Below are 26,842 nucleotides of genomic sequence, written 5' to 3' on the forward strand. Positions count from 1 at the left end.
AGGCGGCACCGATCCTCTGAAGGTCAGCCGGGAGATCGTGGCGGCAGCTGCGACGGAAGCAGGGATCGAGGGCCCCGCCGTCATTATCGGCTTCGGCAGCCTGCATTATCCGCTGGTCCATCTGGAGCGCGCCGGCGAGACCGGGCGCTTGATACAGGGCCGGCTGGAAACGGTCATGCAGGACGCCGCCAGGCGGCACGGCACGTCGATCAAGTTCAAGCAGATCTTTGCCGGCATTTCCGACATGAGCTTCTTCGGCCATCGGCCGAACGCCGGCGAAACCGGCCTGCTCGCCGCCAACACGCCATCGGCGGCCTTCACCGACAACGCGCCGGACGGACTGCTGTCTTTCCCGACGGTCAATATCGGGCCGTGGGGGCGGGATTATCACCAGAAGTGGGAGCGCGTGCATGCGCCCTATACGTTCGAGGTTCTGCCGGATCTGGTGTTCGAATCGGCGCTGGTTTGGCTGGCGGCATAGGCAGGCAAGACCCTCTCTGCCTGCCGGCATCTCCCCCACGAGGGGGGAGAAAAGCCAGCGGCAAGCTCCTCGCAAGAAATCGTTAGCCGAGAGTGCCGCAGGTTAGTCCCTCCCCCTTGTGGGGAGGGATTTAGGGAGGGGTTTCCGCTCAGGCTGCAAGCCGCTCGGTATTTAGCAGACGACCGAGACGGGAAATCCCCTCCTCGATGGTCGCCGCATCGGCGCAGGAGAAGCTGAGGCGCAGCGTGTTGGCACCGCTGCCGTCGGCGTGGAAGGCCTGACCGGGCACGAAGGCGACCTTTTCCGTCTCGATGGAGCGGGCAAGCAGTTTCGCGCCGTCCATGCCGGCCGGCAGCGTCACCCAGACGAACATGCCGCCTTCCGGCTTCGTCCAGGAAACGCCTTCCGGCATGTATTTCTGGAGCGCCGCCAGCATGGCATCGCGGCGTGCGCTGTAGGCGGCCTTGATCTTCGCCACCTGCGCGTCGAAACCGCGCTCGGCGACATGAGCGATGGCCATCTGGTTGATGGTCGAGGAATGCAGGTCCGCCGCCTGCTTCATCAGCACGAGCTTGCGGATAACGGGCGCGGCCGCGACGATGTAGCCGACGCGCAGGCCCGGAGCCAGCGTCTTGGAGAAGGAGCCGCAGTAGATGGTACGGGCGGCGTCGATATCGCCGGTCTTGGCGATTTCCAGCGCCAGGATCGGCGGCACGGCTTCGCCGTCATAGCGCAGCGACTGGTAGGCCGCGTCCTCGATGACGGGGATGTCCAGTTCTTCGGCAAGCGACAGCAGCTTTTCGCGGCCGGCGCGATCGACGGTTTCGCCGGTCGGATTGGCGAAATCGGCCGAGAGATAGGCAAACTTGACGCGGCCGCCCGCGTCCGTCGCTGTGGCGCGATAAGCGTCCGGCGTGCGGTTGCCCTGAAGGTTCAGGCGGTCATAGGTCGGCTCATAGGCATTGAAGGCCTGCAGCGCGCCGAGATAGGTCGGCCAGGTGACGAGCGCGGTGTCCTTCGGCGACAGGAAGAGTTTGCCGAGATAGTCGAGGCCCTGCTGCGAACCGGAGACGATGAAGACATTGTCGGCGGTGCAGGGAATGTCGAGCTTGCCCATTTCGCCGGCAAGCCACTCGCGCAGAGGCTTATAGCCCTCGCTGACGGAATATTGCAGGCCTGCATTGGCGCCCTCGCCGGCCAGCACGTCCGTATAGGCGGCGGAGAAGGCTTCCTTGGGAAACAGGGCCGGATCCGGAATACCGCCGGCAAACGAGATGATATCGGGCCGCTCCAGCAGTTTCAGGAGTTCACGGATTTCGGATGCCTTCATCCGCGACGCGCGGGTCGCGAAGGCCTGTTCCCATTTGAACATAGGGGTTTCCTCGGGCTTGTTGTTTGAACGCACCTCATCACGGCGCCGTATTTATGTCAATAATGCTGACCTAAATATTCGCACGGAGAAAAAGGTGCACCAACAAGGTTTCGCGCAGACATAGACTTTCCGGAGCATCCCTGCTCCGGTTGCCGTTTCAGACTGCGGGAGCGCTCAGGTGGCGCGGTCGCTGTAAAGGCTGAGCAGGACAAGCATGGCTATACTGCCCAGGATAAAGAGGTCGAACCAGGCGAAGTATTGGATAATCGTGGTCATCGCACCATCCTCCTGACGGCTGAACGAAACACTTGCGTATTTTGTTCCCGTTTCGCCGTCCGCGCAAGATTATTACTTGCTGCGCCGCAATAGATCAGAGGATGCGCTGCATTATTTCAGATTGACTGAAATAGAGGGCCGGGCGGATAACGCCCGGTCCTTCGTCTGCGCTTTCGCGCAGGACGATTAGTTGACGGCCTTGTCGACCGGCTTGTTCTTGCCGATCACCGCATTGCCGCAGGCATGCAAGCAATCAACGGGGATCGGCAAGCCACTTAGTTGACAGCCTTGTCGACGAGCTTGTTCTTGCCGATCCACGGCATCATGCCGCGCAGCTTCGCACCGACTTCTTCGATCTGGTGCGAGTCGTTGTTGCGACGGATGCCCTTGAAGCGTGCGCCGCCGGCCTTCCATTCCTGCATCCACTCGGAGGTGAACTTGCCGGTCTGGATGTCGTTGAGGACGCGCTTCATTTCAGCCTTGGTGTCGGCGGTGATGATGCGCGGACCCGTGACGTATTCGCCCCACTCGGCTGTGTTGGAGATCGAGTAGTTCATGTTGGCGATGCCGCCTTCATAGATCAGGTCGACGATGAGCTTTACTTCGTGCAGGCACTCGAAATAGGCCATTTCCGGCGCGTAACCGGCTTCGACCAGCGTTTCGAAGCCGGCGCGGATCAGCTCGACGAGACCGCCGCACAGAACGACCTGTTCGCCGAAGAGGTCGGTTTCGCACTCTTCCTTGAAGTTGGTTTCGATGATGCCCGAACGGCCGCCGCCGACGCCGCAGGCGTAGGAGAGCGCGAGGTCAAGCGCGTTGCCCGAAGCGTTCTGGTGAACGGCAACGAGGCAGGGAACGCCGCCGCCCTTCTGGTATTCGCCGCGAACCGTGTGGCCCGGGCCCTTCGGCGCGATCATGACGACGTCGACCGAGGACTTCGGCTCGATGAGGCCGAAATGCACATTGAGGCCGTGGGCGAACGCGATGGCGGCGCCGTCACGGATGTTGCCGGCGATTTCGGCCTTGTAGATGTCGGCCTGGAGTTCGTCCGGGGTCGCCATCATCAGGAGGTCGGCCCACTTGGCGGCTTCGGCGACCGTCATGACCTTGAAGCCGTCGGCTTCGGCCTTCTTGATCGTCGGCGAACCGGCCTTGAGCGCGATCACAACGCCCTTGGCGCCGGAATCCTTGAGGTTGAGGGCGTGAGCACGGCCCTGCGAGCCGTAGCCGACGATGGCGACGTTCTTCGCCTTGATGAGGTTGAGATCGGCATCACGATCGTAATAGACGCGCATCGATGGTTCCTTCCCTTGCTGTCTGTTTGAACCTGAACCGGCGGTTTTCCTGCCGGCCTTACCCTTTCGCGCCGTGAAGCGTCAGGAAGGCGTCGACCGCCTTCTCCGCGCGTGGCGAGAATTCCTTTTTGAGTGCGCTAGCGTCCTCGCCCAGCAACATGCGCAGATGCATGTCGGAGACTACAAGGCCGTAGAGCGTGCCGTATGCCTCGTCGGCGGTGTCGAATGCAAGCAGCTTCGCCTTGCGGCCGGCTTCGAGCAGCGCTGCGGCACGCTTGCCGATCTGCCGGCGGCCGCGCTCCTGCAGCAGGCGGCCGAGACCGGCGCCCTCGCGGCTCGCCTGGCCGATGGCAAGGCGGTTCAGCGCCAGCGACACGTCGCCCGAGAGCACGTCGATCAGATCGCCTGCGAAGGCGACGAGATGCTTGCGCAGGCTTTCCGCCGTCAGGGCGCGCGCATCGACCTCGACGGTGCGCACCTTGCCGGCCTGGTAGGTGATCATCGCCGAGATCAACCCGTCGCGATCGCCGAACCACTTATAAAGACTTTCCTTCGAACAGTTCGCAGCACGCGCCACTCCGGCCGTGGTCAGGGCCCGTTCGCCGCCCTCCACCAGCAGGCCGAGCGCACGCTCCAGCACCGCGCCCTGACGTTCCGTCAGTCCCGCGGCGGCCGCGCCCGTCTTTGCCTGCTCTGCGATATGCAAGATTTCCACCCGTCATTTTGCGTACCGTACGGTACGGTTCGCATCTTCTAGCGATGTCCGGTGCCCTGGTCAACGCTCTTCTTGCCGAAGCTGAAAAAACTGCGATTTGGTATCTTGATATTTCGGCGTGCGGACACAGGCCCGCACCGCAATGCACAAAGCGGCTCAAAAATTTCTTTCGCCTATGTCGCTGTTTTGAAACAGAACTCCAAGGGAGTGCGATCGCGAGCCGGCTCACAATAAAATATTTCGCTTCCCAATCCGTTTCCCCTTGTTAAGATTTGTGAGACCTGCGGTGCAGCAGGCCGATTTGCGTCGCGGATCGGCAAGCCTGAACCCAGGGGTCTATGTACAGGAGTAACAAGCGAAACGCCCTTACGCCAAGGAGACAGAAAATGTTGAATTTCCTGCCAGACCTTCACGAAGGACATGCTCCCATCACGCTTCAGCAACTGTTTGGTGACGCTCTCGAGGCCTTCGATGCCTGGGAAGACGAACGCGCCGAACCGATGGTGATCTTCGAAGACAAGATCGTTCCCATCGGCGCCGTGTTCGACAGCATGCTGGACTGCACCGACCTCCTGCCGCGCACCATGGCGGATATCGTCGCCGATTGCCTTGCCCGCAATCCGGCGGCGGAAAATGCCGACATCGCCACCTTCGGCGATGCCGCCCGCCTTGCATCCGCCCTCGTCGAACAGCGCCGCCTCTGCGGCGAAGCGGCCATTGCCGCTTTTCTCGACCATAACCGCGTCGACAAGCGACGCCCCGCCTGATTTCAGGAAAGCCCCGCTCCGGCGGGGCTTTTTCGTACCGGCAGCACCCATGCGGGAATAATTGACGGCCCTCGCCCGTTACGGGAGTATCCACACTCCTGTTTCGGATCCCGCGCCATGCTTCGTCTCGTCGCCGCCGCCTTGCTTGTTTCCGTCCTGCCCGCCGCCGCTGCCAAGGAGCCGCCCTATGTCGGCACCTGGGATTGCGAGGTCTCGACCTTCACCTTCACCGCCGACACCTATGATTCGGGCGAAGGCCCGATGCCGATCCTCAAGAGCGAAAAGGATGGCGGCGCCTATACGCTGACCTTCGCCGACGACTACCGCATCGGTCTCGCCAATTTCACCGGCACAGAGATGGACTGGGCGTCCGAGACGAGCGGCGACATGTTCCATTGCAAGAAGATCCAGAACTAAGAGCACGCCTATGAAAAAGACCCTTCTTGCCGCGCTCTTCACGCTCGCAACCCTTTCCACCGCCGCCAACGCTGCTGAAAGCCGCTGCGGCTGGCTACAGAACCCGACGCCGGGCAACTGGTGGCTGGACGATGCCGACGGCACATGGACGATGATGAGCCAGGGCGGCGGCACCGAGCCCGACGGCATGGACCGCATTCCCGATATTTCCGAAGGCGACTATGTGCACACCAACGGCAATTACGGCTATGCCTGCGCCTGCCTGAAGGTCGACACGGATGAAGACGAAGGCCGGATCGTCGCGATTTATTCCTTCCGGCAACTGCCCATCTCGCAATGCGCGAACGACGAGGCACTTTCCGCACCGGAATAAGGACGAGCGTGCGGGCGCGTCTTGACCGGTCGCGCCGAAGCACTTATTTCTCCCGCATCGAGATTTGAACGTTGACGTCGCATTTGCGGGTTTCCAGCCTGCAGCTCCACGAACTTCCCCTTCAAATTCGACCACCCAAGGCCGCCCGACGGGCGGCCGAAGATTGATTTGACGGCTAGGAAAGGTTTCGTCATGGCAACTGGTACCGTAAAGTGGTTCAACACGACCAAGGGCTACGGCTTCATTCAGCAGGACAGCGGTGAGCCGGACGTTTTCGTCCACATCTCCGCTGTACAGCGCGCGGGCCTCGCTGCCCTCAACGAAGGCCAGAAGGTTTCCTTCGAACTGGTTCGCGACCGTAAGTCCGGCAAGATGTCGGCTGATCAGCTCGTCGCAGCCTGATCTGTCGCAACAGACACCGAAAAAGGCCGGTTTTACCGGCCTTTTTTGTGCGTGCTTTCAGGCATGCTCGACAGGCAGGCGCGATCCGCTCTTGAGGCTTTCCATCGAGATCGACGCCGACACGTCGAAAAGCTCGACCCGGCGCACGATGCGCTTGTAGACCACGTCATAGTGCTCGACGCGTGGCAGCACGATCTTCAAGATGTAATCGTAATTGCCGGTCAGCCGGTGCGCCTCGACGACCTCGGGAATATCCGCGATCGCCTTCGAAAACAGCGCGATCCAGTCGTCGCTGTGATGGGCGGTCTTGATGAGGGCAAAAACCGTCGTCGGCACACCCATCTTGTCACGATCGAGCAGCGCGACCCGGCCCGCTATATGGCCGCTCTCCTCCAGCCGCTGGATACGCCGCGCGCAGGCCGAGAGCGACAGGCTCACCTTTTCCGCCAGCATGGAAACGGGCGCACCCGCATCCTCCTGCAACAGCGCCAGCAATTTCCGGTCTCGTTCGTCCAGCACGCAGGGATTCTCCATCGCCGCCTTCATTCACGCAAGCAATGAGCGTCACTTGAATTTTATGCAAGAAAATTTCCTGCCAATTCGTGGATTAGGCGCGAACATTGCGAACAATCGCCGGCGGTTGCACTGCATTCTCCCTGCCATCCAGACAGAGCGGAGGAAACGACCATGAAAACAATCGGCCTTATCGGCGGCATGAGCTTCGAGAGCACGGCGGTCTATTACCGCATGATCAACGAGGCCGTGCGTGAGCGGCTCGGCGGCCTGCATTCGGCGGAAGTGCTGGTGCATTCGGTTGATTTCCAGTCGATCGTCGAGCTTCAGAAGGCCGGCCGCTGGGACGCCGCCGGCGCACGGCTCGGTGCGGTTGCCGCCGGTCTTGAAAAGGCCGGCGCCGATTGTGTGCTGATCTGCACCAACACGATGCATCTCGTCGCCGATGCCGTGCAGGGCGCCACCAAGGCGACGCTCCTCAACATCATCGATGAAACCGCAGGCGAAATCCGCGCCGCCGGCAAGCGCCGTCCGCTGCTGCTCGCCACGCGCTACACGATGGAACACGGATTTTATGCGGAACGCATGAAGGCCGCCGGCCTCGACGTCATGGTGCCCGACGAAGCTGGCCGCATCCTGATGCACGACGTCATCTTCAACGAGCTGTGCCAGGGCAAGGTGCTCGACACCTCGCGCGACCGCGTGCTGGCGCTGATCGATGCCGCACGCGCTGAGGGCGCCGACAGCGTCATCCTCGGCTGCACGGAAATCTGCCTTTTGCTCGATCCCGATGCGCTTGCCCTGCCCGGCTTCGATTCCACCGCGATCCACGCCAGAGCCGCCGTCGATTTCGCCCTCGGCACTGATGTCGCCAGCAAGGCCGCGTAATTTATTTGACTCAGTCAATTAAATTGGGAAACATGGTGGTCGAAGGAGATCACCATGACTGCCCATGCCCCTGACGAAGCCGCATCAGACCCGATCGAGACGATCCGCGCCTTCAACCGCTTCTACACCAACCGGATCGGCGTGCTCGACCGCGCCTATCTCGACACGCCCTATACGCTGACGGAAGCGCGCGTGATCTATGAGCTTGCCGCACGCGGCACCACGTCAGCCTCGCAGCTCACCGAGGAACTGTCGCTCGATCCCGCCTATCTCAGTCGTCTGCTCAAGACGTTTGTCGGCAAAGGTTTTGTCGATGCCCGCAGGGACCCGGCGGACGGACGCGGACGCCTGCTCGGCCTGACCGAAAACGGCCGGGCCGTCGCGGCCGATCTCGCCATACGTTCCCGGCAAAGCATCGCAAAGCTTATCGAACCTTTAGCGCAAACCGAACGGCTGGACCTGACGGCGGCGCTGGACCGCGCCACGACCCTGCTCACCGGCGCATCTGGCAAAGCCGTCATCCGTCCCCATCGCCCCGGCGATATGGGCCGCGTGATCGCCAGTCAGGCCCAGAGCTATACCGAAACCTATGGCTGGAACGCGGAATATGAGGCACTGGTGGCGGAAATCTGCGCGCAGTTCCTGCGCCATTTCGATCCCGCACGGGAACGCTGCTGGATCGCCGAACAGGACGGCCAGTTCGTCGGCAGCGTCTTCCTGGTCAAGGCGAACGAGACGACGGCGAAGCTACGCCTGCTGCATGTCTCGGATGCCGCTCGCGGCCAGGGGCTCGGCACGCGGCTGGTGACGGAGTGCATCCGTTTTGCTCAGGACGCCGGATACAGCAGGCTGGAACTCTGGACGAACGACATCCTGATCGCGGCCCGGCGCATCTATCAGGCGGCCGGCTTCGTGCTGGAAAAGGAAGAGGCGCATCACAGCTTCGGCAAGGACCTCGTCGGCCAGACCTGGGCGCTCGATCTCGATGGCTGGCAGCCGCCGGGTCATGCCTCCTGAAGCACGCTCTCCAGCCAGCGGCACTCTTCCAGACCGGCCCGCGTGAACGGGTCGGCAAGCGTGCCGGACACGATCGCCGCAAGTATCTGCGGTGCTGGCGGAATTTTCGCGACCGTCGCCACGAGCCGGTCGCGTAGCCAGGCGATCGCCCGCGAATCCGACTGGTAGAACGGCGTGAAGACATAGGAGAGCAGCTGGAAGAGGCGCACATGGTTGCGCCTCGCATTTGCATAGGCCGCAAGCCCCTCGTCCAGCGTCGCCGCCGAAGACAGCGCATGCGCCAGCGCCGCAGCATCCAGCAAAGCCATGTTCGCGCCCTGCCCGAGCTGCGGGCTCGTCGAATGCGCGCTGTCGCCAATGAAGACGATGCCGTCCGCACAGGGCGGCAGCGTGGTGCGGTGGGCGTAGCGGGCGAGCGTCAGCTGGTCCCAGTCCGTGATCTGGTCGAGGAACGGCACCGCCTCCGGCCAGTAGCCGGCAATGCCGGCTTTCCAGCGATCGAGACCGGCCTGCTTCACCGCCTCCGCCTCTGCCGTCTTGAGGCTCCAGAAGAACGCGGCCTTGCGCCCCTCGCCGGCATGCGCCCGGCCGACCGGCAACACGCCGATCATGACTTTCGCAGCGTCATACCGCTGAGAGAGGGCCGTAGAGTCATGCGCGATGCCATCGCAATCCAGCGTCGCCCAGAAGGCGCCCCAGGGCAGTGCCTTGACCGGCGGCGCAACGACGGAGGCGGCGACGAGCTGAGACCGCGCGCCCGTCGCATCGATTACCAGATCGTAGTCGCCGACGATCTCGCCCTCAGGATCATGCAGCGCCGTGCGAGCCTGCCGCGTTTCGGCTTTCGCCAGCGTGATGCCGGTGCGAATGGGCAGACCTTCCGCTACGACCGCATCATGCAAGGTTGAAAACAACGCGGCACGGTGCACCGCCAAGCCATAGCGCCCGCCGGCCAGCGCGTCGTAACGCACATCGAGCACCGTCCTGCCGCTCAGGGCATCGGCGCCGTGCAGCCGATCGATGCGGTTTCCAAGCGCATGGATGGCGGGCGAAAGGCCGAGCGCATCGAGCACGGTCAGCCCTGTCGGCTGCATCAGGAGACCCGATCCCACCGGCGAAGGGCGCTCGAAGCGCTCGATCAATTCGACCCGATGGCTGGCACGCGCAAGGAACAGTGCGGCTGCAAGGCCTGCGGGGCCCGCGCCGGCAATGCCGATATCCAGTGGCTTCATGCCCGTCCCCGCTGCGCCTTCGTCAGTCCTGTTCCGCGTCATAGGCCGTACGTGCGGCCCGGATCGCGGCATGATTTTCTGAAGACCACTGCACGAGCGTGCGTAGAAGCGCAAGGAAGGAATGGCCGAGCGGCGTCAGCTTGTATTCGACGCTCGGCGGCTGGGTCGGATAGACGGTGCGCGTGAGATAGCCGTCGCGCTGGAGGTCGCGCAGCGTCTGGGTCAGCATGCGCTGCGAAATATCGGGAATCAAGCGGCGCAGCTGCGAGAAGCGGCGCGGCCCATCGGCAAGGCCGAGGATCATCAGCGACGTCCACTTGCCGCCGACGCTGTCGAGCACGTCGCGCACCGGACAGTCGTCCATCGACATGGGCACGCCATCGATGAGCATGATGCGTTCGCCATCGGCGCTGCCGACGATCTTGTTCATAGTCGGTTCCCTCCAGGTAACCACCGCAGAAAAAACTGCCTCCTTTACAGGCTCTATCAGATTACCAGATAAGAGCAAGTCTCAATAAGAGACCGACATCCACGGGTTCGACGGTATCCCCCCTGCCCCAGCCGGAAACCCTGCCCAGAAAGGCATAGACATGACCGACACCATTCTCGTCACCGGCGCTTCCGGCCAGCTCGGCCGCCTCGTCCTCGACAACCTCATCGCCTCCGGCGAGGTGGCTCCGACCGATATCATCGCCACGACGCGCGACGTTGCAAAACTCTCCGGCTATGCCGCCAAGGGTGTCACCGTGCGCGCCGCCGATTTCGACGACCCGGCCTCGCTCGACGCCGCCTTCGCCGGCGCCGGCAAGATCCTGATCATCTCCACCGACGAACTGGGCGTTCCCGGCAAGCGCCTCGCCCAGCACAAGACCGCCGTCGCTGCCGCCAAGAAGGCCGGCGCCAAGCACATCCTATACACGTCGATCCCGCAGCCGGACGATTCGCTCGTCACCTTCGCCCCCGACCATCTCGGCACCGAACAGGCCATCCAGGCGACCGGCATTCCCTACACGATCCTGCGCGACGGCTGGTATGCGGAAAACCTGGTCATGTCGCTGCCGCACGCGCTTCAGACGGGCTCCTGGTACACCTCGACGGGTCAGGGCAAGATCGCCCACATCACCCGCGCTGACACCGCCGCCGCCCTTGCCGGCGCAATCCTGAAGGCCGGCGACGAGAGCAAAATCTACACGCTGACCGGCACCAAGGCGCGCACGGCGGAAGAAATTGCCGCCATCGTCTCCGCCGCCACCGGCAAGGAACTGAAGGTCGTGCATGTCACGGATGCGCAGCTTGCCGAGGGCCTGAAGGGCGCCGGCCTGCCGGAAGGCTTTATCCCCACCATCGTCTCCTTCGACGCCAACACGCGCGAAGGCAAGATCGCAGCCGTCACCGGCGATGCGGAGGCGCTCTCCGGCCGCAAGCCGACAGCCTTCGAGGATTTCGTTGCCGCCAGCAAGGCAGCCTTCCTCGGCTGATCGCGAAAAGATGCGGCGCTCCAAAGGGGCGCCGCATTGCGTCAGACATCCTGACCGCAGGCGCGGCGGAAGCGGCGAACGCTCTCCGCCATGCCATATTCCAGCGCGTCGGCGGTCAGGCCGTGGCCGATGGAGACCTCCTCGAGACGCGGAATGCGGCCGATGAGCGCCGGCAGGTTGGCGACCGTGAGATCATGGCCGGCATTGACGCCAAGGCCGAGTTCGAAGGCGATATCCGCCGTTTCCCCAAGCAGTTCGACCATGCGCACGGCTTCCGCCGGATTATCGTAGCAGCCGCCATAGGGGCCTGTGTAAAGCTCGATCCGGTCGGCCCCGAGATCGCGCGCGATCGTCAGCGATTCCCGATCCGGCTCGCCATCGGCGAAGACCGAAACGCGCAGGCCGAATTTCTTCAGCCGCTCGATGATGTTACCGAGCAGATTGTGGTTCTTGCGGAAATCCCAGCCGTGGTCGGAGGTCGCCTGCGCCGGATCATCCGGCACCAGCGTCACCTGCTCGGGACGGTGTTCCTCAATGAGGCGCATGAAGTTCTCTTCCGGGAAGCCCTCGATGTTGAATTCGGTACCGGAAAATTCGGTGTCGATGAGGCTGCGGATCATGCCGAGATCGCTGAAGCGCACATGGCGCTGGTCGGGGCGCGGATGCACGGTCAGGCCGCAGGCGCCCGCTTCAAGCGCAATCCGGCCAAGTGCCGTGACGCTCGGCCAGGGCAGGTCCCGGCGGTTACGCAGCATGGCGATTGCGTTGAGATTGACCGACAGTTTCGCAGGCATGACGACGCGGGCTCCTATGACTGAAAACAAGGTCTAGCGCGTTGTTTCCACAAGGGCAATCGCCTGAAAACGCCGGATGGCGGTACGATGGCGGACAATTGCCGCACACGTGGTCAACCACCCCTTGCCGTTCATCAAGAATCACCGCTAAACTCCCCGTGATTTTTGGGGGTAGCGGTCATTCCGGCCGCCTCTGTTCCGAAATGGGGAAGGAACTCAGGCAGCGACGATGGCCTCCTCTGTGGCGACACCATGAGCAGGACCGACAGGCCGGCGTGCGATCTCGTGCGGCGCGCGCTTCATGCCGTCATTGCGAGCGAAACCTTCGCCCGCTCCGAGCGGTTGCGCTCGTTCCTCTCCTATGTTGTGGAGAACGAACTGGCCGGCAAAGCCGCCCAGCTCAAGGGCTACAGCATCGGCATCGACGTGTTTGGCCGGCCGCCGGGCTTCGACGCCGGCAACGATCCGCTGGTGCGCGTGCAGGCCGGCAAGCTGCGCAAGCTTCTCGAGCAATATTACGAGACCGAAGGCACGGCTGAACAGCTGCGCATCCGCGTGCCGCTCGGCAGTTACGTCCCGGAATACAGCGTTGCGCAAATCGCGGCAGATGCCGGCGATAAACCGGCAATTGACGAGGCAGAGACAACGCGGCTTCTCGCCAATGCCGTATCGAGGCCAAAGCGCTCATGGCTTCCCAAGCCGATCTCCTCGCCGCTTGCGCTCTTCTCGCTGCTGCCGCTGCTCTTCCTTGCGCCCTCCTTCTATCCCGAAGCCACCAATGCGGCCGTCGCCAAGGTGCAGCAGGTATTGTCGATGCAAAACAGGCTCGGCGGCATGGTCGAGCTATTGCCGCAGCTGCACATCCTGCAATGCTGGCCGCAGAGCGGCGAGTGCAACGCGCTTGCCCGCGCCATTTCCAATTCGGCGGAATATCACCGCACCGTGCGTCTGGCAGATACGCTTGAGACCGGTGCGCCGCCGCCGCTTTCCTATTCCATCCGCGTGGAGAACCGGCCGGATGGGCTCGGCGTCTATGCAAGACTGATCCACGATCAGTCCGGCGCCACGATCTACGCGCGGCATTTTTCGCGTGATCAATTGAAGAGCGAAGCGGGCATCGCCTATGAAGCCGTCGCCTTCGCCGCCCGGACCCTTTCGGCCAGCGGACCGCTTTACCGCCACGCCATCCGCAAGGGAACGGCAAGCAGCGTGATGGAATGCCTTTCCCACAGCAGCCAATCGACGCCGCGCGGCACGCCGCACTTCCGCCAGCCGGCGGCCTGCACGATCACGCCGGGCGCAGCGCTGGCCGAAGCGGCAATCGTTGACGACGCCGGCGCCACCCTGACGCGATAGTCCGCTCTTCCCCGCCGCAAAGCGGGAAGCCGACCCAGGAAATACATCCCTAGATATAACGATAGGCACGCCCGGCCCCAGGGTTTATTTTATGAACCTGGGCGGATTGGTATTCTGTGCCGCTTCGGGGTTTGGATTCCTGCACAATCTCCTCGCGAGATGGATCTGGAACCCAGGCAGAGTCGTAGGTGGTTTCCTGGCAGACAGGCCGGAGAAGCGGCGAGCGATAATGGGGCGTTTTTCGCCGTCTTGAAGCCTCGTCTCTGAACGAGGTGTAGGCTGGCGACCGGGGGTAATGACATGACCGATCTTCTTTTTTGCGGGCTGCTTTCATGATGACGAACGAGTCGAAGAAAGTCGCCGCCGACGCCCGCTCCGGCGCGCGTAAATCCATCCGTTATCTGCCCGTGACCCCGCTCCCGGAAAATCTGCCGGCGGGACGTCTGGCGATCGCCGATATGGCCAATGCCTTCGGCGTCACGCACCGCACGCTGCATTTCTACGAGGAAAAGGGCCTGCTGAAGGCCGCCCGCGTCGGGCCCATGCGCGTCTATGGCCCGGAAGAAATCCAGCAGATGGCGGTGGTCAACACCTGTCGCGAGACGGGCATGCCCGTCGCGGTCATCCAGGAACTGCTGGAGCGCCTTTCGTCCGCCGAAAGCCAGGACGAGGCCGACATGATCTTCCGCACCGCTATGACGGCGCGCAAGCGCGAGCTGGCCGCCCAGCAATCGACGATCCGCCGCCAGATGCAGCAGATCAACGAACTGCTCGATTTCACCGGCGCGCTCGAGCCCGAGACCAACGACAACACGCCGCAGGCGCATCTGACCGCCGCGGAACTGCGCTGCCTCTCGCTGATGGCCGAGGGCTATCCGACGAGCCGCATCGCCCGTGCGCTCGAAGTCGAGCCCGGCGAAGTGCAGGTTATGGAAAAGAACATCATCGCCAAGTTCAACAGCAACAACCGTTTCCAGGCCGTCGCCAAGGCGGTCATGCTCGGGATCGTCGGCCATTAAGGCTGGCGTTAAGCGGCCGGACATGATGACCGGCCTCTCGTCTCCGCCTCCTGAAAGGCGGTTCGTCGTACGGGTCCCATAGCAATTCCAGCAAAAGTGCACCGCGGTTTTGCGCCCGGAATTGCGTGAGAAAAATGGATGGATCCTTTTCGCGCTTCAGCGAAAAAGATCCGTCTATCGTACGATGGTGAGCGTTTCCGCGGCGCGCGTAATGGCAGTGTAAAGCCAGCGTTCGCGCGTGTCGCGGAATGCAAAACTCTCATCGAACAGAACGACATCGTTCCACTGCGAGCCCTGTGCCTTGTGCACGGTCAACGCATAGCCAAAATCGAACTCGTCATAGCGCTTGCGCGTCGACCACGGGATTTCCTCCTCGAGGTTCTCGAAGGCCGCCTTCAGCAACTTGATCTTGGCCGCGCCGCGATCCATGTCGTCGTCCTCGGGCCGGATCATCAGGTTGATGCCGGGCTTCACCGTTTCCTTCGACGAACTCATCACCTGCCAGAGCGAACCGTTGAGCAGGCCCTTGGCCGGGTCGTTGCGCAGGCAGACCAGCTTGTCGCCGGACTGCGGATAGTCCGTCGTAAACCCCTTCAGCTCGCGAAGACGCTGGTTATAGCGCCGGCGCGTGCGGTTGGTGCCGACAAGCACCTGATCGGCCTCGAGCACCAGGGTCTGGTCGACCTCGTTGCGGCCGATGACGCGTGCGGCACCATAGTCGCCATAACCGATGTCGTTGCCCTCGCGCACCTGCATGGCAAGGCGGATGATCGGGTTGTCGCGCGCCTGCCGGTGGATGTCCGTCAGCAGATAATCCGGCTCCTGGTTGGTGAAGTAACCACCGCCGGTGACAGGCGGCAGCTGGCCGGGGTCACCGAGCACCAGGATCGGTGTACCGAAGCTCATCAGGTCGCGGCCGAGCGCCTCGTCGACCATCGAGCATTCGTCGACCACCACGAGGGCCGCCTTGGCGACCGGGCTCTGGCGGTTGATCGAGAACATCGGCGAGATCGAGGTCTTGCCCGTCTCCTCGTCCGACACCTCTTCCTCGCCACGCGGACGATAGATCAGCGAATGGATCGTCTTGGCATTGCTCGCGCCCTTGGAGCGCAGCACCTGCGCGGCCTTGCCGGTGAAGGCGGCAAACAGCACCTCGCCATCGACATTTTCGGCAAAATGCCTGGCCAGCGTCGTCTTGCCCGTTCCGGCATAACCGAACAGCCGGAAAAGCGGTTCGCGCCCGTCCTTCAGCCACTTTGCGACGGCCTTGAGCGCTTCATCCTGTTGGGGTGCGAATTCCATGCCGGGACTTGGCAGGATTCGCGCCCGCGAAGCAAGAGGCGGAACCCCGTTCGCAGGCTGCACAATCCGCCCACCCCCTGTTTTGGCCCTGTTCGTCACGGCGGCGTCGCTGTATGGAAAACACGATCCACGGAGCGATGACGTGTCCCCCGCCTCCCCGACCCCAGATGAAACCGTATCCCCGCCCAGCGGCCTTGGACGCTTGCCCGCCGCCCTGCAATGGACCTGCGTGACCTGCCTGTCGCTGGTAACCACCACACCGCTTTACATGACCGGCTTTCCGGCGGCGCTGATGATCGGCCCCATGCTTGCCGGCATCGTCGTGGCGCTTGCCGGCGGCACGATCCGCCTGCCGCGCCTCTGCTTCTTCGTCGTGCAGGTCGTCCTCGCTTTGATGATCGCCGGCACGGTGTCGCAGGATTTCGTCGCCACCTTCCTCGACAACTGGCTGCTGATCCTCGCCGTCGTCTTTTCCGTGATCGCGGTCAGCGCCTTCAGCGGCTGGATGATCGCACGCACCGGCGTCCTGCCCGGAACGACGGCGATCTGGGGCTCTTCGGCGGGCGCTGCCTCCTCCATGCTGATGATGGCGGAAGCCTATGGCGCCGATATGCGCCTCGTCGCCTTCATGCAATATCTGCGCGTGCTGTTCGTCGCGAGCCTCGCCACACTGGTCGCGCATTTTGCCGGCCATGAGGGTGCGGCCGCACCGCCACATGCCTGGTTCGAGCCGGTACCCTTGCTTCCGCTCGTCGCGATGCTGGCCATCGGCATTCTTGCCGGCCTTGTCGCTCAGAAGCTGCGCATTCCGGCCGGTGCCTTCCTTCTCCCCTTCGCCCTCGCCTCGGTGCTCAACACGTCCGGCACCGTGACGATCGTCCTGCCGCAAGGACTGCTGGTCATCGCATTTGCGCTGCTCGGCTGGAACATCGGCCTCGGTTTCACACGCGCCATCCTCATGCATGCTCGCCGCGCCATGCTGCCGACGGTGCTCTCCATCGTCGCGCTGCTCTGTTTCTCAGGCCTTCTGGCGGCAGGGCTCGTCTTCCTGCTCGGCGTCGATCCGCTGACGGCCTATCTCGCCACCAGCCCCGGCAGCCTCGATTCGGTTGCCGTCATCGCCGCCTCCGCCAATGTCGACATCGCCTTCGTCATGACCTTGCAGACGGCGCGGCTGATCCTCGTGACCTTCATCGGCCCGTGGCTTGCCCGCTTCGTGGCCGACCGGATCTAGCCGGCGTTCTCAAGGAGGATAGGCTTGCCGTGCGGCGTCGCCTCGGCGGCGCGCGCCCAGCGGTCGGAAAGTGCGGTTTGTTCCGCCTCACTTGCCACGCCGCGCGCGGAAAGCAGCGATGACAGAGCCGTCACCCAGCACTCGAAATAATCGGCGCCATCAACGGCACGACCGGGCCGATGCACCTCGCGCGACAGCGCCTCGGCCCATTCGGCCCAGGAAAACACGCCCTGCTCATGCAGCCGCACCGTCATCGCAAAGGCCTGCGCCTGCCAGGGCTCGGCAAAGATTGGGTCACCCTCGGCGGATGTCGGCAGGCCGGGTGTATCGGCAAGCGTCTCACACCGGCTCAAGATAGCTCTCCCAGGCATCGATGGAGACGGTCAGGCCGGGTGCAGCACCCTCGCCCCAGATCTCACCGCCATCGAAGACGACGGTATAGACCCATTGCGGGCTTTCGCCCTTGCCATGCGCATTGTCGTCGGGAAACACGAAGGCGCCCTGCACGGTCTCGATCACGCCGACCTTGTCGCGGGCATAACGCGGCAGGCGCGTGTGGGTCGTCGGGTTGAAATTGCGGGTGCGCACGCGTGCGCCGGCGGCAAAGCGCGGGGCTTCCTCCACCGGCCGGTCGCAAGGGCCGCCTTTGGCGAGCACCGCCGGCACCATGTCGGCCTTCAGGACACGCTTCGGCGTGGCGCCCTTTTCCAGCATCCGGCCCTCGGCCAGTTCCGCGGCGCTGACGAAGCCGTGGCGCTGCAACAGCGTTTCCAGCGCCCGGATCCAGATCTCGTAGTAACTCGCCGAGAGATAAGTGGCGGGCGGGATGTTTTCGCGCGCGTGGCGGCTCTCGTCGATCGTCCAGGCGCCGAAAGCGCCGCAGGACAGCGTCACGCCCAGCGCCCGCTTTTCCCAGTCGCCGTGAAAATACGGTTCGTTCGGCTCCGGCGCGACCGGGCCGAGACCATGCTGGCCACCCAGATCGTGCGGCCCGTTCATGGCCGTGCCTCCGGCGCCAGCGCCAGCCCGGTGCCGATCATCGCATCGCGCGTCACGAGATCGGCGAGCGCTTCCTGGTCCAGTTCCTCGGTGCCCTCGGGGCGTTGCGGCACGACGAGGTAACGCAGCTCCGCCGTCGAATCCCAGACGCGGATTTTTTGGGTCTCGGGAAGAGTCACGCCGAATTCCGCCAGAACGCCGCGCGGATCGATGACCGCGCGCGAGCGATAGGCCGGCGCCTTGTACCAGACGGGCGGCAGGCCGAGCACGGACCAGGGGTAACAGGAGCACAGCGTGCAGACGACGAGATTGTGCGTCTCGTCATCGTTGAACACGGCCCGCATATGCTCGCCCTGCCGGCCGGTATAACCGAGGCTGGCAATCGCCGCCGTGGCATCCCGCTTCAGCCAGTCGGCGAAATCCGGGTCCGCCCAGGCCTTGGCCACGACGCGCGCGCCGTTGCGCGGACCGATCTTCGTCTCATAGGTCTCGACGATGACATCGATCGCCTTGGGATCGATCAGGCCCTTCTCCGTCAGGATGGTTTCCAGCGCGCGCACGCGCGCTTCCATCGGCGAGAAGTGGTTGTCGTGATGGTGATCGTCGTCGTGGTCGTGATCATGCAACATGGCAGTCCCTCAGGCGTTGCCTTTTCATACGCTCCTAGCGCAGCATCGGCCAGAGGCTGGCGACGAGCAGCAGCGCCATCGTGATGTTGAACCATTTCAACCGGACCGGCACGGACAGCCATTCGCGCAGCGCCGAGCCGAAGCCGGCCCAGGTCGAGACGCTCGGGAAATTCACGATCGCGAAGGCAATGCCGACGATCAGCACGCTCATCGTGTAATTGGCCGAATTGGTATAGGTCGCCATGGCGGAGACGGCCATGACCCAGGCCTTCGGATTGACCCATTGAAAGGCGGCGGCCTCCAGGAAGCTCATCGGCCGGGCACCGGCCTTGCCCTCGCCGAGCGAGCGCGAGGTGCCGATCTTCCAGGCGATCCAGACGAGATAGGCGCCGCCGGCAAATTTCAGCACGGTATAGACCAACGGCACGGCCTCCAGCAGCGCGCCGAGCCCGAAACCGACGGCTAAGAGCAGCACGAGGAAACCCACGCCGATGCCGCACATATGCGGGATCGTGCGCACGAAACCGAAATTCACGCCGGAGGCGAACAGCATCATATTGTTCGGGCCGGGCGTGATGGAGGTCGTGAAGGCGAAGACCAGCAGCGCCAGAAAGATTTCGATCTGCATGGCAGTCTCTTGTGATCCGGATTGTTTTTTCCGATTGATAGTCCATCTCTTGGCGACGACCAGCCAATTCTTGTCATACACACAATTCCGATTGCTGATGTATGGCGTCTCTCGTGGAGTGCAGCATGAAAGCGGAACTACCGGCAGTCACCCTTCCCGGCGGAAAACAGGTCCCGGCCCTTGGCCTCGGCACCTGGCATATGGGCGAAGGCGAGGCATCGATGGCCGAGGAGGCCGCAAGCCTGCGTGCCGGGCTCGATCTCGGCATGACGGTCATCGACACGGCGGAAATGTATGCTGACGGCGGCGCGGAGGAAGTCGTCGGCGAGGCCATCAAGGGACGGCGCGACGACGTGTTTCTCGTCAGCAAGGTGCTGCCCTACAATGCCAGCCGCGCGGGTACGATCGCCGCCTGCGAAGCCAGCCTCAAGCGCCTCGGCACCGACCATATCGAACTCTACCTCTTGCACTGGCGCGGCCGCCACCCCTTCTCCGAGACGGTGGAGGCCTTCGAGACGCTGAAGGCTGAGGGCAAGATCGGCGCCTGGGGCGTCTCGAACTTCGACATTTCCGACATGCGGGAACTGCTCGAAGACGCCGAGCCGCGTCGCCCGGCGGCCAATCAGGTGCTCTACAATCTCGCCCGCCGCGGCATCGAATTCGATCTCCTGCGCTGGAGCCAGGTGCAGGGCATCCCGATCATGGCCTATTCACCGCTCGACGAGGGCCGCCTTCTGGGCCATCCCGTGCTGGAGGAGATCGGCCGCATTCACAATGTCGGCTCGGCCCAGGTCGCGCTCGCCTTCCTGCTCACCAAGGCCGGCGTCATCGCCATCCCGAAATCCGGCTCGCCCGAACGGGTACGCGACAATTTCCGCGCCTCGGAAATCCGCCTGACCTCGGAGGACCTGCGCCTTCTCGACGAAGCCTTCCCGCCACCGACCCGCAAGCGGCCGCTGGAGATGATCTGAGCAAAACAAAGGGCCTTTCCGTTTCCGGAAAGGCCCTTTGCCGAATTCAAACCGTGAGAAATCTCACATGCCCTGCGGGCCGCGGTTCATCGCGGCGATGCCGGTGCGGCAGACTTCGACGAGGCCGAGCGGCTTCATGATCGCCACGAACTGGTCGATCTTCGAGGACTTGCCGGTGATTTCCAGGATGAAATGATCCGTCGTCGCATCGACGACCTTGGCATGGAAGGCATCGGCCAGACGCAGCGTTTCCTGGCGCATCTCGCCGGAGCCGACGATCTTCACCAGCGCCACTTCCCGCTCGATCGGCCGTTCCTGGCCGAGCGCCTTGGCGCGCACGGTGAGGTCGACGACGCGGTGGACCGGCACGATGCGCTCGAGCTGCGACTTGATCTGCTCCAGCACGCTGGGCGTGCCGCGCGTCACGATGGTGATGCGCGACAGATGCGCCTCGTGCTCGGTCTCGGAAACCGTGAGGCTCTCGATGTTGTAGCCGCGGCCGGAGAACAGGCCGATGACGCGGGCAAGCACGCCGGGCTCGTTATCGACCAGCACGGAGAGCGTGTGGCTCTCCGCGACCTGGGTTTCCTTGGCGATGAAGTAGGCAGAACCGGTGGGCTGTAGGTGTGCGTTCATGATCGTTTCTACCTTTTCATCAAACGAGCTGGCGGCCCTTGGCGTCGATCGCGTTGGCGACCGCTTCGTCCGTGGCCTCGTCGGGCAGCAGCATTTCGTTATGTGCCTTGCCCGAGGGGATCATCGGGAAGCAGTTGGCGAGGTTCGCCACGCGGCAATCGAAGATGACCGGGCGGTTGACGTCGATCATCTCCTGGATTGCGCCGTCAAGATCGGCAGGCTTGTCGCAGGCGATGCCGACGCCGCCATAGGCTTCCGCCAGCTTGACGAAGTCAGGCATGGCTTCCGTATAAGAATTCGACAGGCGGTTGCCGTGCAGCAGCTGCTGCCACTGGCGCACCATGCCCATATACTGGTTGTTCAGGATGAATATCTTGACGGGCAGATTGTACTGGACCGCGCAGCTCATTTCCTGAATGCACATCTGGATCGAGGCATCGCCCGCGATGTCGATGACGAGGCTGTCGCGGTGCGCGACCTGCACGCCGATCGCCGCCGGGAAGCCGTAGCCCATCGTGCCGAGGCCGCCCGAAGTCATCCAGCGGTTCGGCTGTTCGAAACCGTAGAACTGCGCCGCCCACATCTGGTGCTGGCCGACTTCCGTCGTGATGTAGGTGTCGCGGTCCTTGGTCAGCTCATAGAGCCGCTCGATCGCATATTGCGGCATGATCACGTCGTTGCTCGCCTTGTAGGCAAACGAGTTGCGCGCACGCCACTTGGCAATCGAGGACCACCAGTCGCCCTGCTGCGACTTGTCGTAGTCCTTGGCGCCGGCCCGCCATAGACGGACCATGTCTTCCAGGACATTGCCGACATCGCCCAGGATCGGAACGTCGACGCGGACGTTCTTGTTGATCGAGGACGGGTCGATATCGATGTGGATCTTCTTCGAATTCGGCGAGAAGGCGTTCAGGCGGCCGGTGATACGGTCGTCGAAGCGCGCGCCGATGCAGACCATGACGTCGCAGTCATGCATCGCCATGTTCGCCTCGTAAGAACCGTGCATGCCGAGCATGCCCAGCCAGTTCTTGCCGGAAGCCGGATAGGCGCCGAGGCCCATCAGCGTGGAGGTGATCGGGAAACCGGTGATCTCGACGAGTTCGCGCAGCAGGCGCGAGGCTTCCGGACCGGAATTCACGACGCCGCCGCCGGAATAGATGATCGGGCGGCGGGCCGACTTCATCAGACTGACGGCCGCTTCGATCGCGCGGGCATCACCCTGGATCTTCGGCTGGTAGCTTTTCTGAACGGGGGCGGCCGATGGCGGCGTGTAGGTGCCGGTGGCAAACTGCACGTCCTTCGGGATATCGACGACGACGGGGCCCGGACGACCGGACTGCGCGACGCGGAAGGCCTCATGGATGATGCGGGCGAGATCGTTGACGTCCTTGACCAGCCAGTTGTGCTTGGTGCAGGGGCGCGTGATGCCGACCGTGTCGCATTCCTGGAAGGCATCGGAACCGATGAGCGTGGTCGGAACCTGACCGGTGAGGCAGACGAGCGGGATGGAATCCATCAGCGCATCCTGCAGCGGCGTGACGGCATTCGTCGCACCCGGACCCGACGTGACCAGCATGACGCCGACCTTGCCGGTGGAGCGGGCATAGCCTTCGGCCATGTGGCCGGCGCCCTGCTCGTGGCGAACGAGAATGTGCTCGATATCGTCCTGCTGGAAGATCTCGTCGTAGATCGGCAGCACGGCGCCGCCGGGATAGCCGAAGATATGTTCTACGCCATTGTCTTTCAGGGCCTGCAAGACAATCTCGGCGCCCGTCATCTGGTTTTCTGTTCCGCTCATCGGTTTCCCGTCCGTCTCTTTCGTATTTCCAGGGTGCTTATCGAATTTTCGGGCATAAAAAAAGGCCCCTTGGAGGAGCCTGCTTACCGCGCATGGGTGCTTTCGCCGGATGGTTACACCACCCTGCCCATGCGCGTTCCCACCACAAGAATAACAACCGTCAGATTTTTCATGGGTCGAAGTGTTAGCCACAAAGCCGGCGCGCGTCAACGCTTTTCCCGATGCTTCGAAACGGCACGGAATCCGGGACCGACGGGAAAAGCTGGTGCAAAGCCGCGCCAACACGAAACGTCTTATTAAGCGGCCTCGGCTAGAATCCGCCTTTGATGGCAAGGAGTGCCGTGATTGCTGAACAATGATTTTCAAAGTTCTATAGTAGCAGGCGAACAGGAGCGCCGGGACGACGTGTTGCAGGGCAACCGTCTGATGGGCCGAGTCGTCGCCTGCAACGGCTCGCACGCCACCATCAGCGCCGTTGCCGAAAGCGGGCAGACGGCGCTCACGGAACTGTGGGCCGTGGGGCGCCTCATCTCGATTTCCGTCGGCCGCAACCGCATCGTCGCTCTCGTTTATTCCATGTCCACCGACCAGCAAAGCTGGGTGGAAAACCGCGATACCGTCTTCCGCATCGAAGTCGAACTTCTCGGCGAAGTTCATGTGGGCCCTGATGGCCGCGAGGAATTTTCCGCCGGCATCACCGACTATCCGCATCTCGGCGCCATCGCGCACCGCATCCGCGCCTCCGATCTCGCCAAGGTCTACGACACCGGCAAGAACGATGTCTGCGCCATCGGCAAGCTGACGCAGGACGAGAGCATCGACGCGACGATCCATGTGCCTTCAATGCTGGAAAAGCATTTCGCCATCGTCGGCACCACCGGCGTCGGCAAATCGACCTCCGTCACGCTCTTGCTGCACAAGGCCATCCAGGCCGATCCGCGCCTGCGCGTGCTGATCCTCGATCCGCACAACGAATTCGCCTCCGCCTTCGGCGACCTCGCGGTCGTCATCGATACGGATACGCTCGACCTGCCCTTCTGGCTGTTCCGGCTGGAGGAATTCGCCGAGGTCGTTTTCCGCGGACGCCCCCCGGTGCCGGAGGAAATGGATATCCTGCGCGACCTGATCCCGGAGGCCAAGCGCGCCTTCCGCGGCTCCAGCGACAACGGCCTGGTGCGCCGTGCAAGCGAGAAGAGCTCGGTGACGTCGGATACGCCGGTCCCCTTCCGCATCGCCGACCTACTGGCGCTGATCGACGAGCGCATCGGCCGGCTCGAGGGACGGGCGGAAAAGCCGCATCTGCGCTCGCTCAAGGTCAAGATCATGTCGGCGATCAACGACCCGCGCTACCACTTCATGTTCTCCTCGAACACGATCACCGACACGATCCTCGACACGATCGCCCGCATCTTCCGCATTCCCGGCGACGGCAAGCCGGTCACCACCTTCCAGCTCGCCGGCATTCCCTCGGAAGTCGTCAATTCGGTCGCCTCGGTTCTCTGCCGCATGGCCTTCGAAATCGGCCTGTGGAGCAATGGCGGCGTGCATATGCTGGTCGTCTGCGAAGAGGCGCACCGCTATGTGCCGGCCGATCCGAAGCTCGGCTTCATGCCGACGCGCCAGGCTATCGCCCGCATTGCCAAGGAGGGCCGCAAATACGGCGTCTCGCTCGGCATCATCACGCAGCGCCCCGGCGAACTCGATCCGACCATCCTGTCGCAGTGCTCGACGATCTTCGCGATGCGCCTTGCCAACGATCACGACCAGGAGATCATCCGCTCGGCGATCCCCAATTCCTCGTCATCGACGACGAGCTTCATCTCCTCGATCGGCAATGGCGAAGCGATCGCCTTCGGCGAAGCCGTCGCGGTGCCGATGCGCATGCGATTCTCCCGCGTCGAGGCAAGCCGCCTGCCCAAGGCGAACGGCACGGGTGTGAAGGTCACCGAAGAGACACCGCAAAGCGTCGATCTGCGCAACATCGTGGCGCGCATGCGCGCCATTACCGGCCCGGATATTTCCGGCTTCCAGAACGCCTATCTCGCCACGCAGGGCCAGGGCGGCGCATTGCCGACCGGCTACGAGGATGCGCCCTACGAGGACGAGGAGGACTATATCGACACGCTGCAGAACGCAGCCCCCGCACCACGCCCGATCGCAGCCGCGCCAGTGCAGGATCCCTATCGCCCGGCCGCAGCCGCGCCGCCGGCGCATGAGCCCTATCGTCCTGATATGCTGCCGGGGGCCGCAGGCGCCTATGACCAGCCGGCGCAGGATCGCTTTGAAACCATCCGTCGCGAACTGACGACGGAACAGCAACGCCCGGCGGCCGATCCTTATCGCCAGCCGCCCCGCCCGGCCTTCGGCGAACAGCAGCAGGAAACGCCGCGGCGCGAAGGTTCCATCCGCGAACAGCTTCTCAAGAAGCCGCTCAGCAGCCTCATTCGCCGTTAATCGCCCGAATGCGGATCGATCCGCCGCCAGCTCTCGTCGAGCTGGTTGCGGAACCAGGTCATCTGGCGCTTGGCATATTGTCGGGTTGCGGCAGCACCCCGCTCGATCACCTCGGCCTCGCGCATCTCGCCCGCCAGCATCGCCGTAATCTGCGGCACGCCGATCGCCTTCATGACAGGCATTGCCGGCGAGACGTGTTGTGCAAGCAGCGCCTGCACCTCTTCCACCGCGCCCGCCTTGAGCATCATTGCGAAGCGCCGGTTGATGCGGGCGGCCAGCACCGCGCGGTCCGGCAGCACGACGATCTTCTCCGCCCGCTCCGGATCGATCAACGTCGGCCCTGAAGCCGACTGGAAGGCCGAAATCGACTTGCCCGTCGCCTCGACCACCTCAAGCGCCCGCAGAATGCGCTGGCCATCGCTCGGCCTCAGCCGTGCAGCCGTTTGCGGGTCGCATTTGGCAAGATCCCGGTGCAGCGCCTCGGCGCCCTCGGCCACAAGGCGTGCGCGGACCCGCTCCCGGATATCATCGGGAATGGTGGGCATATCCGAGAGTCCCCCCGTCAGAGCCCGAAAATAGAGACCGGTGCCGCCGACGAAGACCGGCAACCGGCCCCGTATACGCAGCTCTCCCACCAAGGCAGTTGCCTCCCGCAGCCAGTCGCCGGTGGAATAGGCAGCACGCGCCGGTACATGGCCATAGAGGCGGTGTTCGATGCCGTCCATATCGCCGGGCCGCGGCCGGGCGGTCAGAACGTTCAGCGTGTCATAGACCTGCATGCTGTCGGCATTGATCACCACGCCACCGTGCTCGGCCGCCAGCCGCACGGCAAGCGCGGACTTGCCGCTGGCCGTCGGGCCGGTTATCAGGATCGCGTCCTGCTTTCGATCAAGGTTTTCCATCATGGCTTTCGTTGCCACGCTTGTCGCCAATCCGTCAAACCCTGTTCTGACCCCGGCGCTCGCCGAAAAGGCTGCCGAGGCCGTCAATGCATCCGGCCTCTACTGGCTCGCCGACGGCATCGCCTGCGACATCGCGCTTCGCGACGACAGCGATCCGGATGAAGCGGGCGACAAAATCCGCGCCGTCATCGGCGGCGCGCCGATCGATCTCGCCGTGCAGGACGCCGAGACGCGTCGCAAGAAGCTCCTGATCGCCGACATGGATTCGACGATGATCGGCCAGGAATGCATCGACGAACTGGCGGCCGAAGTCGGTCTCAAGGACAAGGTCGCGACCATCACCGCCCGTGCCATGAACGGCGAGATCGCCTTCGAGCCCGCCCTTCGTGAGCGCGTCGCGCTGCTCAAGGGCCTGCCGATCTCCGTCGTCGACGAGGTCATCGAAAAGCGCATCACGCTGACGCCGGGCGGGCGCGAACTCATCGCCACCATGAAGGCCAAGGGCTATTACACCGCACTCGTCTCAGGCGGCTTCACCGTCTTCACGAGCCGCATCGCCGCGACGCTCGGCTTCGACGAGAACCGCGCCAACATCCTGCTCGACGTGGACGGCAAGCTGACCGGCGAAGTCGCCGAGCCGATCCTCGGCAAGCAGGCAAAGGTGGATGCCCTGAACGACATCGCCACGCGCCTCGGCATTTCCCCAGACGAGGCCATGGCCGTCGGCGACGGCGCCAACGACCTCGGCATGCTGCATCTCTCCGGCACCGGCGTCGCGCTGCACGCCAAGCCCGCCGTTGCGGCCGAGGCGAAAATCCGCATCGATCACGGCGATCTTACCGCGCTGCTCTACCTGCAGGGCTATCGCAAGTCGGACTTCGTGACCGGCTGAGT

The 26,842-nt window shown here is 63.4% G+C and carries 28 protein-coding genes and 1 pseudogene; 14 read left to right on the top strand and 15 right to left on the bottom strand.

Going from position 1 to position 26,842, the window contains the following annotated elements; translation table 11 throughout:
- A pseudogene (locus ACOZK4_RS20570) lies at positions 1-481 on the top strand (peptidase M20); the annotation flags it as partial.
- A 148-nt stretch (positions 482-629) separates the two neighbouring features.
- On the opposite strand, the gene ACOZK4_RS20575 reads toward ACOZK4_RS20570, so the two are convergent.
- The 3 genes from ACOZK4_RS20575 to ACOZK4_RS20585 form a co-directional block, all read right to left on the bottom strand.
- A complete protein-coding gene (locus ACOZK4_RS20575) occupies positions 630-1,853 on the bottom strand; it encodes a PLP-dependent aminotransferase family protein (RefSeq protein WP_421593512.1) in 1,224 nt (407 codons plus the stop codon).
- Between the two features lie 551 nt (positions 1,854-2,404).
- Positions 2,405-3,424, bottom strand: a complete 1,020-nt coding sequence (ilvC, locus tag ACOZK4_RS20580; protein WP_117366444.1) for a ketol-acid reductoisomerase — start codon at positions 3,422-3,424, stop codon at positions 2,405-2,407.
- A gap of 58 nt (positions 3,425-3,482) precedes the next feature.
- A complete protein-coding gene (locus tag ACOZK4_RS20585; protein ID WP_421593514.1) occupies positions 3,483-4,130 on the bottom strand; it encodes a TetR/AcrR family transcriptional regulator C-terminal domain-containing protein in 648 nt (215 codons plus the stop codon).
- A gap of 395 nt (positions 4,131-4,525) precedes the next feature.
- Between ACOZK4_RS20585 and ACOZK4_RS20590 the strand changes: the two genes are divergently transcribed.
- The 4 genes from ACOZK4_RS20590 to ACOZK4_RS20605 all read left to right on the top strand — a co-directional run bounded on the left by ACOZK4_RS20590 (position 4,526) and on the right by ACOZK4_RS20605 (position 6,098).
- On the top strand, positions 4,526-4,906 hold the full coding sequence (locus tag ACOZK4_RS20590; protein WP_421593515.1) for a hypothetical protein: 381 nt from the start codon (positions 4,526-4,528) through the stop codon (positions 4,904-4,906).
- Positions 4,907-5,023: 117 nt separating this feature from the next.
- Complete coding sequence (locus ACOZK4_RS20595) at positions 5,024-5,323, top strand: hypothetical protein (protein WP_421593516.1); 300 nt, start codon at positions 5,024-5,026, stop codon at positions 5,321-5,323.
- 10 nt (positions 5,324-5,333) lie between these two features.
- Positions 5,334-5,696, top strand: coding sequence for a DUF4087 domain-containing protein (locus tag ACOZK4_RS20600; RefSeq protein ID WP_421593518.1), 363 nt, complete (start codon positions 5,334-5,336; stop codon positions 5,694-5,696).
- A 192-nt stretch (positions 5,697-5,888) separates the two neighbouring features.
- Entirely contained in the window at positions 5,889-6,098 is a 210-nt protein-coding gene (locus ACOZK4_RS20605; protein ID WP_064330432.1) for a cold-shock protein, read from the top strand.
- Positions 6,099-6,155: 57 nt separating this feature from the next.
- Here ACOZK4_RS20605 and ACOZK4_RS20610 read toward each other — a convergent pair whose 3' ends face one another.
- Complete coding sequence (locus tag ACOZK4_RS20610) at positions 6,156-6,617, bottom strand: Lrp/AsnC family transcriptional regulator (protein ID WP_421593581.1); 462 nt, start codon at positions 6,615-6,617, stop codon at positions 6,156-6,158.
- 168 nt (positions 6,618-6,785) lie between these two features.
- Between ACOZK4_RS20610 and ACOZK4_RS20615 the strand changes: the two genes are divergently transcribed.
- Positions 6,786-7,499 (top strand): aspartate/glutamate racemase family protein, encoded by a 714-nt coding sequence (locus ACOZK4_RS20615; RefSeq protein ID WP_421593519.1) that lies wholly within the window; start codon positions 6,786-6,788, stop codon positions 7,497-7,499.
- Between the two features lie 54 nt (positions 7,500-7,553).
- The gene (locus ACOZK4_RS20620; protein ID WP_421593521.1) at positions 7,554-8,516 is read left to right on the top strand and encodes a bifunctional helix-turn-helix transcriptional regulator/GNAT family N-acetyltransferase; all 963 of its coding nucleotides are present in this window, start codon (positions 7,554-7,556) and stop codon (positions 8,514-8,516) included.
- On the opposite strand, the gene ACOZK4_RS20625 is transcribed toward ACOZK4_RS20620, so the two are convergent.
- Positions 8,504-9,748, bottom strand: a complete 1,245-nt coding sequence (locus tag ACOZK4_RS20625) for an FAD-dependent oxidoreductase (RefSeq protein WP_421593522.1) — start codon at positions 9,746-9,748, stop codon at positions 8,504-8,506. The two genes, ACOZK4_RS20620 and ACOZK4_RS20625, sit on opposite strands and share 13 nt — an antisense overlap.
- A 22-nt stretch (positions 9,749-9,770) precedes the next feature.
- Positions 9,771-10,178: a winged helix-turn-helix transcriptional regulator gene (locus tag ACOZK4_RS20630; RefSeq protein ID WP_421593524.1), complete on the bottom strand. Its 408-nt coding sequence runs from the start codon at positions 10,176-10,178 to the stop codon at positions 9,771-9,773.
- 160 nt (positions 10,179-10,338) lie between these two features.
- On the opposite strand from ACOZK4_RS20630, the gene ACOZK4_RS20635 reads away from it, so the two are divergent.
- Complete coding sequence (locus ACOZK4_RS20635) at positions 10,339-11,226, top strand: SDR family oxidoreductase (protein ID WP_421593525.1); 888 nt, start codon at positions 10,339-10,341, stop codon at positions 11,224-11,226.
- Positions 11,227-11,267: 41 nt separating this feature from the next.
- Here ACOZK4_RS20635 and ACOZK4_RS20640 read toward each other — a convergent pair whose 3' ends face one another.
- Entirely contained in the window at positions 11,268-12,020 is a 753-nt protein-coding gene (locus ACOZK4_RS20640) for a pyridoxine 5'-phosphate synthase (RefSeq protein WP_421593526.1), read from the bottom strand.
- Positions 12,021-12,272: 252 nt separating this feature from the next.
- Between ACOZK4_RS20640 and ACOZK4_RS20645 the strand changes: the two genes are divergently transcribed.
- On the top strand, positions 12,273-13,376 hold the full coding sequence (locus ACOZK4_RS20645) for a hypothetical protein (protein ID WP_421593527.1): 1,104 nt from the start codon (positions 12,273-12,275) through the stop codon (positions 13,374-13,376).
- A 335-nt stretch (positions 13,377-13,711) separates the two neighbouring features.
- Positions 13,712-14,395, top strand: coding sequence for a MerR family transcriptional regulator (locus tag ACOZK4_RS20650; RefSeq protein WP_313527325.1), 684 nt, complete (start codon positions 13,712-13,714; stop codon positions 14,393-14,395).
- 174 nt (positions 14,396-14,569) lie between these two features.
- Here the strand turns inward: ACOZK4_RS20650 and ACOZK4_RS20655 are convergent, their stop codons facing one another.
- Complete coding sequence (locus tag ACOZK4_RS20655) at positions 14,570-15,697, bottom strand: ATP-dependent RecD-like DNA helicase (protein ID WP_313527220.1); 1,128 nt, start codon at positions 15,695-15,697, stop codon at positions 14,570-14,572.
- Between the two features lie 142 nt (positions 15,698-15,839).
- On the opposite strand from ACOZK4_RS20655, the gene ACOZK4_RS20660 reads away from it, so the two are divergent.
- A complete protein-coding gene (locus ACOZK4_RS20660; RefSeq protein ID WP_421593528.1) occupies positions 15,840-16,931 on the top strand; it encodes an AbrB family transcriptional regulator in 1,092 nt (363 codons plus the stop codon).
- Here ACOZK4_RS20660 and ACOZK4_RS20665 read toward each other — a convergent pair.
- The 4 genes from ACOZK4_RS20665 to ACOZK4_RS20680 are packed head-to-tail and all read right to left on the bottom strand — an operon-like array spanning position 16,928 to position 19,187.
- Complete coding sequence (locus ACOZK4_RS20665) at positions 16,928-17,284, bottom strand: nitrile hydratase accessory protein (protein ID WP_421593529.1); 357 nt, start codon at positions 17,282-17,284, stop codon at positions 16,928-16,930. The two genes, ACOZK4_RS20660 and ACOZK4_RS20665, sit on opposite strands and share 4 nt — an antisense overlap.
- Positions 17,271-17,930: a nitrile hydratase subunit beta gene (nthB, locus tag ACOZK4_RS20670; protein ID WP_421593530.1), complete on the bottom strand. Its 660-nt coding sequence runs from the start codon at positions 17,928-17,930 to the stop codon at positions 17,271-17,273. Before nthB ends, ACOZK4_RS20665 begins: the two co-directional genes overlap by 14 nt.
- Positions 17,927-18,559, bottom strand: a complete 633-nt coding sequence (nthA, locus tag ACOZK4_RS20675; RefSeq protein ID WP_421593531.1) for a nitrile hydratase subunit alpha — start codon at positions 18,557-18,559, stop codon at positions 17,927-17,929. The genes nthB and nthA overlap by 4 nt, the downstream gene beginning before the upstream one ends.
- 34 nt (positions 18,560-18,593) lie before the next feature.
- A complete protein-coding gene (locus ACOZK4_RS20680; RefSeq protein ID WP_313527205.1) occupies positions 18,594-19,187 on the bottom strand; it encodes a LysE family translocator in 594 nt (197 codons plus the stop codon).
- A 125-nt stretch (positions 19,188-19,312) separates the two neighbouring features.
- On the opposite strand from ACOZK4_RS20680, the gene ACOZK4_RS20685 reads away from it, so the two are divergent.
- Positions 19,313-20,158 (top strand): aldo/keto reductase, encoded by an 846-nt coding sequence (locus tag ACOZK4_RS20685; protein ID WP_421593533.1) that lies wholly within the window; start codon positions 19,313-19,315, stop codon positions 20,156-20,158.
- A gap of 63 nt (positions 20,159-20,221) precedes the next feature.
- Here ACOZK4_RS20685 and ilvN read toward each other — a convergent pair whose 3' ends face one another.
- Both ilvN and ACOZK4_RS20695 read right to left on the bottom strand, forming a co-directional pair.
- Positions 20,222-20,794, bottom strand: a complete 573-nt coding sequence (gene ilvN / locus ACOZK4_RS20690; protein WP_313527199.1) for an acetolactate synthase small subunit — start codon at positions 20,792-20,794, stop codon at positions 20,222-20,224.
- Between the two features lie 19 nt (positions 20,795-20,813).
- The gene (locus ACOZK4_RS20695) at positions 20,814-22,592 is read right to left on the bottom strand and encodes an acetolactate synthase 3 large subunit (protein WP_421593534.1); all 1,779 of its coding nucleotides are present in this window, start codon (positions 22,590-22,592) and stop codon (positions 20,814-20,816) included.
- Between the two features lie 345 nt (positions 22,593-22,937).
- Between ACOZK4_RS20695 and ACOZK4_RS20700 the strand changes: the two genes are divergently transcribed.
- Positions 22,938-25,046, top strand: coding sequence for an ATP-binding protein (locus ACOZK4_RS20700; RefSeq protein WP_421593536.1), 2,109 nt, complete (start codon positions 22,938-22,940; stop codon positions 25,044-25,046).
- Here ACOZK4_RS20700 and miaA read toward each other — a convergent pair.
- Positions 25,043-25,951 (bottom strand): tRNA (adenosine(37)-N6)-dimethylallyltransferase MiaA, encoded by a 909-nt coding sequence (gene miaA / locus ACOZK4_RS20705; RefSeq protein WP_421593582.1) that lies wholly within the window; start codon positions 25,949-25,951, stop codon positions 25,043-25,045. The genes ACOZK4_RS20700 and miaA overlap by 4 nt on opposite strands.
- On the opposite strand from miaA, the gene serB reads away from it, so the two are divergent.
- Positions 25,950-26,840, top strand: coding sequence for a phosphoserine phosphatase SerB (gene serB, locus ACOZK4_RS20710; protein WP_421593537.1), 891 nt, complete (start codon positions 25,950-25,952; stop codon positions 26,838-26,840). The two genes, miaA and serB, sit on opposite strands and share 2 nt — an antisense overlap.
- Positions 26,841-26,842: the final 2 nt, after the last annotated feature.

The organism is Shinella sp. M27 (genome assembly GCF_049199905.1).
Classification (GTDB): domain Bacteria; phylum Pseudomonadota; class Alphaproteobacteria; order Rhizobiales; family Rhizobiaceae; genus Shinella.

What these genes read in the sequence shown, in the direction of transcription:
- ACOZK4_RS20575 (WP_421593512.1), bottom strand. Translation starts at nt 1,853, where the DNA reads ATGTTCAAATGGGAACAGGCCTTCGCGACCCGCGCGTCGCGGATGAAG.
- ilvC (WP_117366444.1), bottom strand. Translation starts at nt 3,424, where the DNA reads ATGCGCGTCTATTACGATCGTGATGCCGATCTCAACCTCATCAAGGCG.
- ACOZK4_RS20590 (WP_421593515.1), top strand. Translation starts at nt 4,526, where the DNA reads ATGTTGAATTTCCTGCCAGACCTTCACGAAGGACATGCTCCCATCACG.
- ACOZK4_RS20595 (WP_421593516.1), top strand. Translation starts at nt 5,024, where the DNA reads ATGCTTCGTCTCGTCGCCGCCGCCTTGCTTGTTTCCGTCCTGCCCGCC.
- ACOZK4_RS20600 (WP_421593518.1), top strand. Translation starts at nt 5,334, where the DNA reads ATGAAAAAGACCCTTCTTGCCGCGCTCTTCACGCTCGCAACCCTTTCC.
- ACOZK4_RS20605 (WP_064330432.1), top strand. Translation starts at nt 5,889, where the DNA reads ATGGCAACTGGTACCGTAAAGTGGTTCAACACGACCAAGGGCTACGGC.
- ACOZK4_RS20615 (WP_421593519.1), top strand. Translation starts at nt 6,786, where the DNA reads ATGAAAACAATCGGCCTTATCGGCGGCATGAGCTTCGAGAGCACGGCG.
- ACOZK4_RS20620 (WP_421593521.1), top strand. Translation starts at nt 7,554, where the DNA reads ATGACTGCCCATGCCCCTGACGAAGCCGCATCAGACCCGATCGAGACG.
- ACOZK4_RS20625 (WP_421593522.1), bottom strand. Translation starts at nt 9,748, where the DNA reads ATGAAGCCACTGGATATCGGCATTGCCGGCGCGGGCCCCGCAGGCCTT.
- ACOZK4_RS20630 (WP_421593524.1), bottom strand. Translation starts at nt 10,178, where the DNA reads ATGAACAAGATCGTCGGCAGCGCCGATGGCGAACGCATCATGCTCATC.
- ACOZK4_RS20635 (WP_421593525.1), top strand. Translation starts at nt 10,339, where the DNA reads ATGACCGACACCATTCTCGTCACCGGCGCTTCCGGCCAGCTCGGCCGC.
- ACOZK4_RS20640 (WP_421593526.1), bottom strand. Translation starts at nt 12,020, where the DNA reads ATGCCTGCGAAACTGTCGGTCAATCTCAACGCAATCGCCATGCTGCGT.
- ACOZK4_RS20645 (WP_421593527.1), top strand. Translation starts at nt 12,273, where the DNA reads ATGAGCAGGACCGACAGGCCGGCGTGCGATCTCGTGCGGCGCGCGCTT.
- ACOZK4_RS20650 (WP_313527325.1), top strand. Translation starts at nt 13,712, where the DNA reads ATGACGAACGAGTCGAAGAAAGTCGCCGCCGACGCCCGCTCCGGCGCG.
- ACOZK4_RS20655 (WP_313527220.1), bottom strand. Translation starts at nt 15,697, where the DNA reads ATGGAATTCGCACCCCAACAGGATGAAGCGCTCAAGGCCGTCGCAAAG.
- nthB (WP_421593530.1), bottom strand. Translation starts at nt 17,930, where the DNA reads ATGAACGGGCCGCACGATCTGGGTGGCCAGCATGGTCTCGGCCCGGTC.
- nthA (WP_421593531.1), bottom strand. Translation starts at nt 18,559, where the DNA reads ATGTTGCATGATCACGACCACGACGACGATCACCATCACGACAACCAC.
- ACOZK4_RS20680 (WP_313527205.1), bottom strand. Translation starts at nt 19,187, where the DNA reads ATGCAGATCGAAATCTTTCTGGCGCTGCTGGTCTTCGCCTTCACGACC.
- ACOZK4_RS20685 (WP_421593533.1), top strand. Translation starts at nt 19,313, where the DNA reads ATGAAAGCGGAACTACCGGCAGTCACCCTTCCCGGCGGAAAACAGGTC.
- ilvN (WP_313527199.1), bottom strand. Translation starts at nt 20,794, where the DNA reads ATGAACGCACACCTACAGCCCACCGGTTCTGCCTACTTCATCGCCAAG.
- ACOZK4_RS20695 (WP_421593534.1), bottom strand. Translation starts at nt 22,592, where the DNA reads ATGAGCGGAACAGAAAACCAGATGACGGGCGCCGAGATTGTCTTGCAG.
- serB (WP_421593537.1), top strand. Translation starts at nt 25,950, where the DNA reads ATGGCTTTCGTTGCCACGCTTGTCGCCAATCCGTCAAACCCTGTTCTG.
- miaA (WP_421593582.1), bottom strand. Translation starts at nt 25,951, where the DNA reads ATGATGGAAAACCTTGATCGAAAGCAGGACGCGATCCTGATAACCGGC.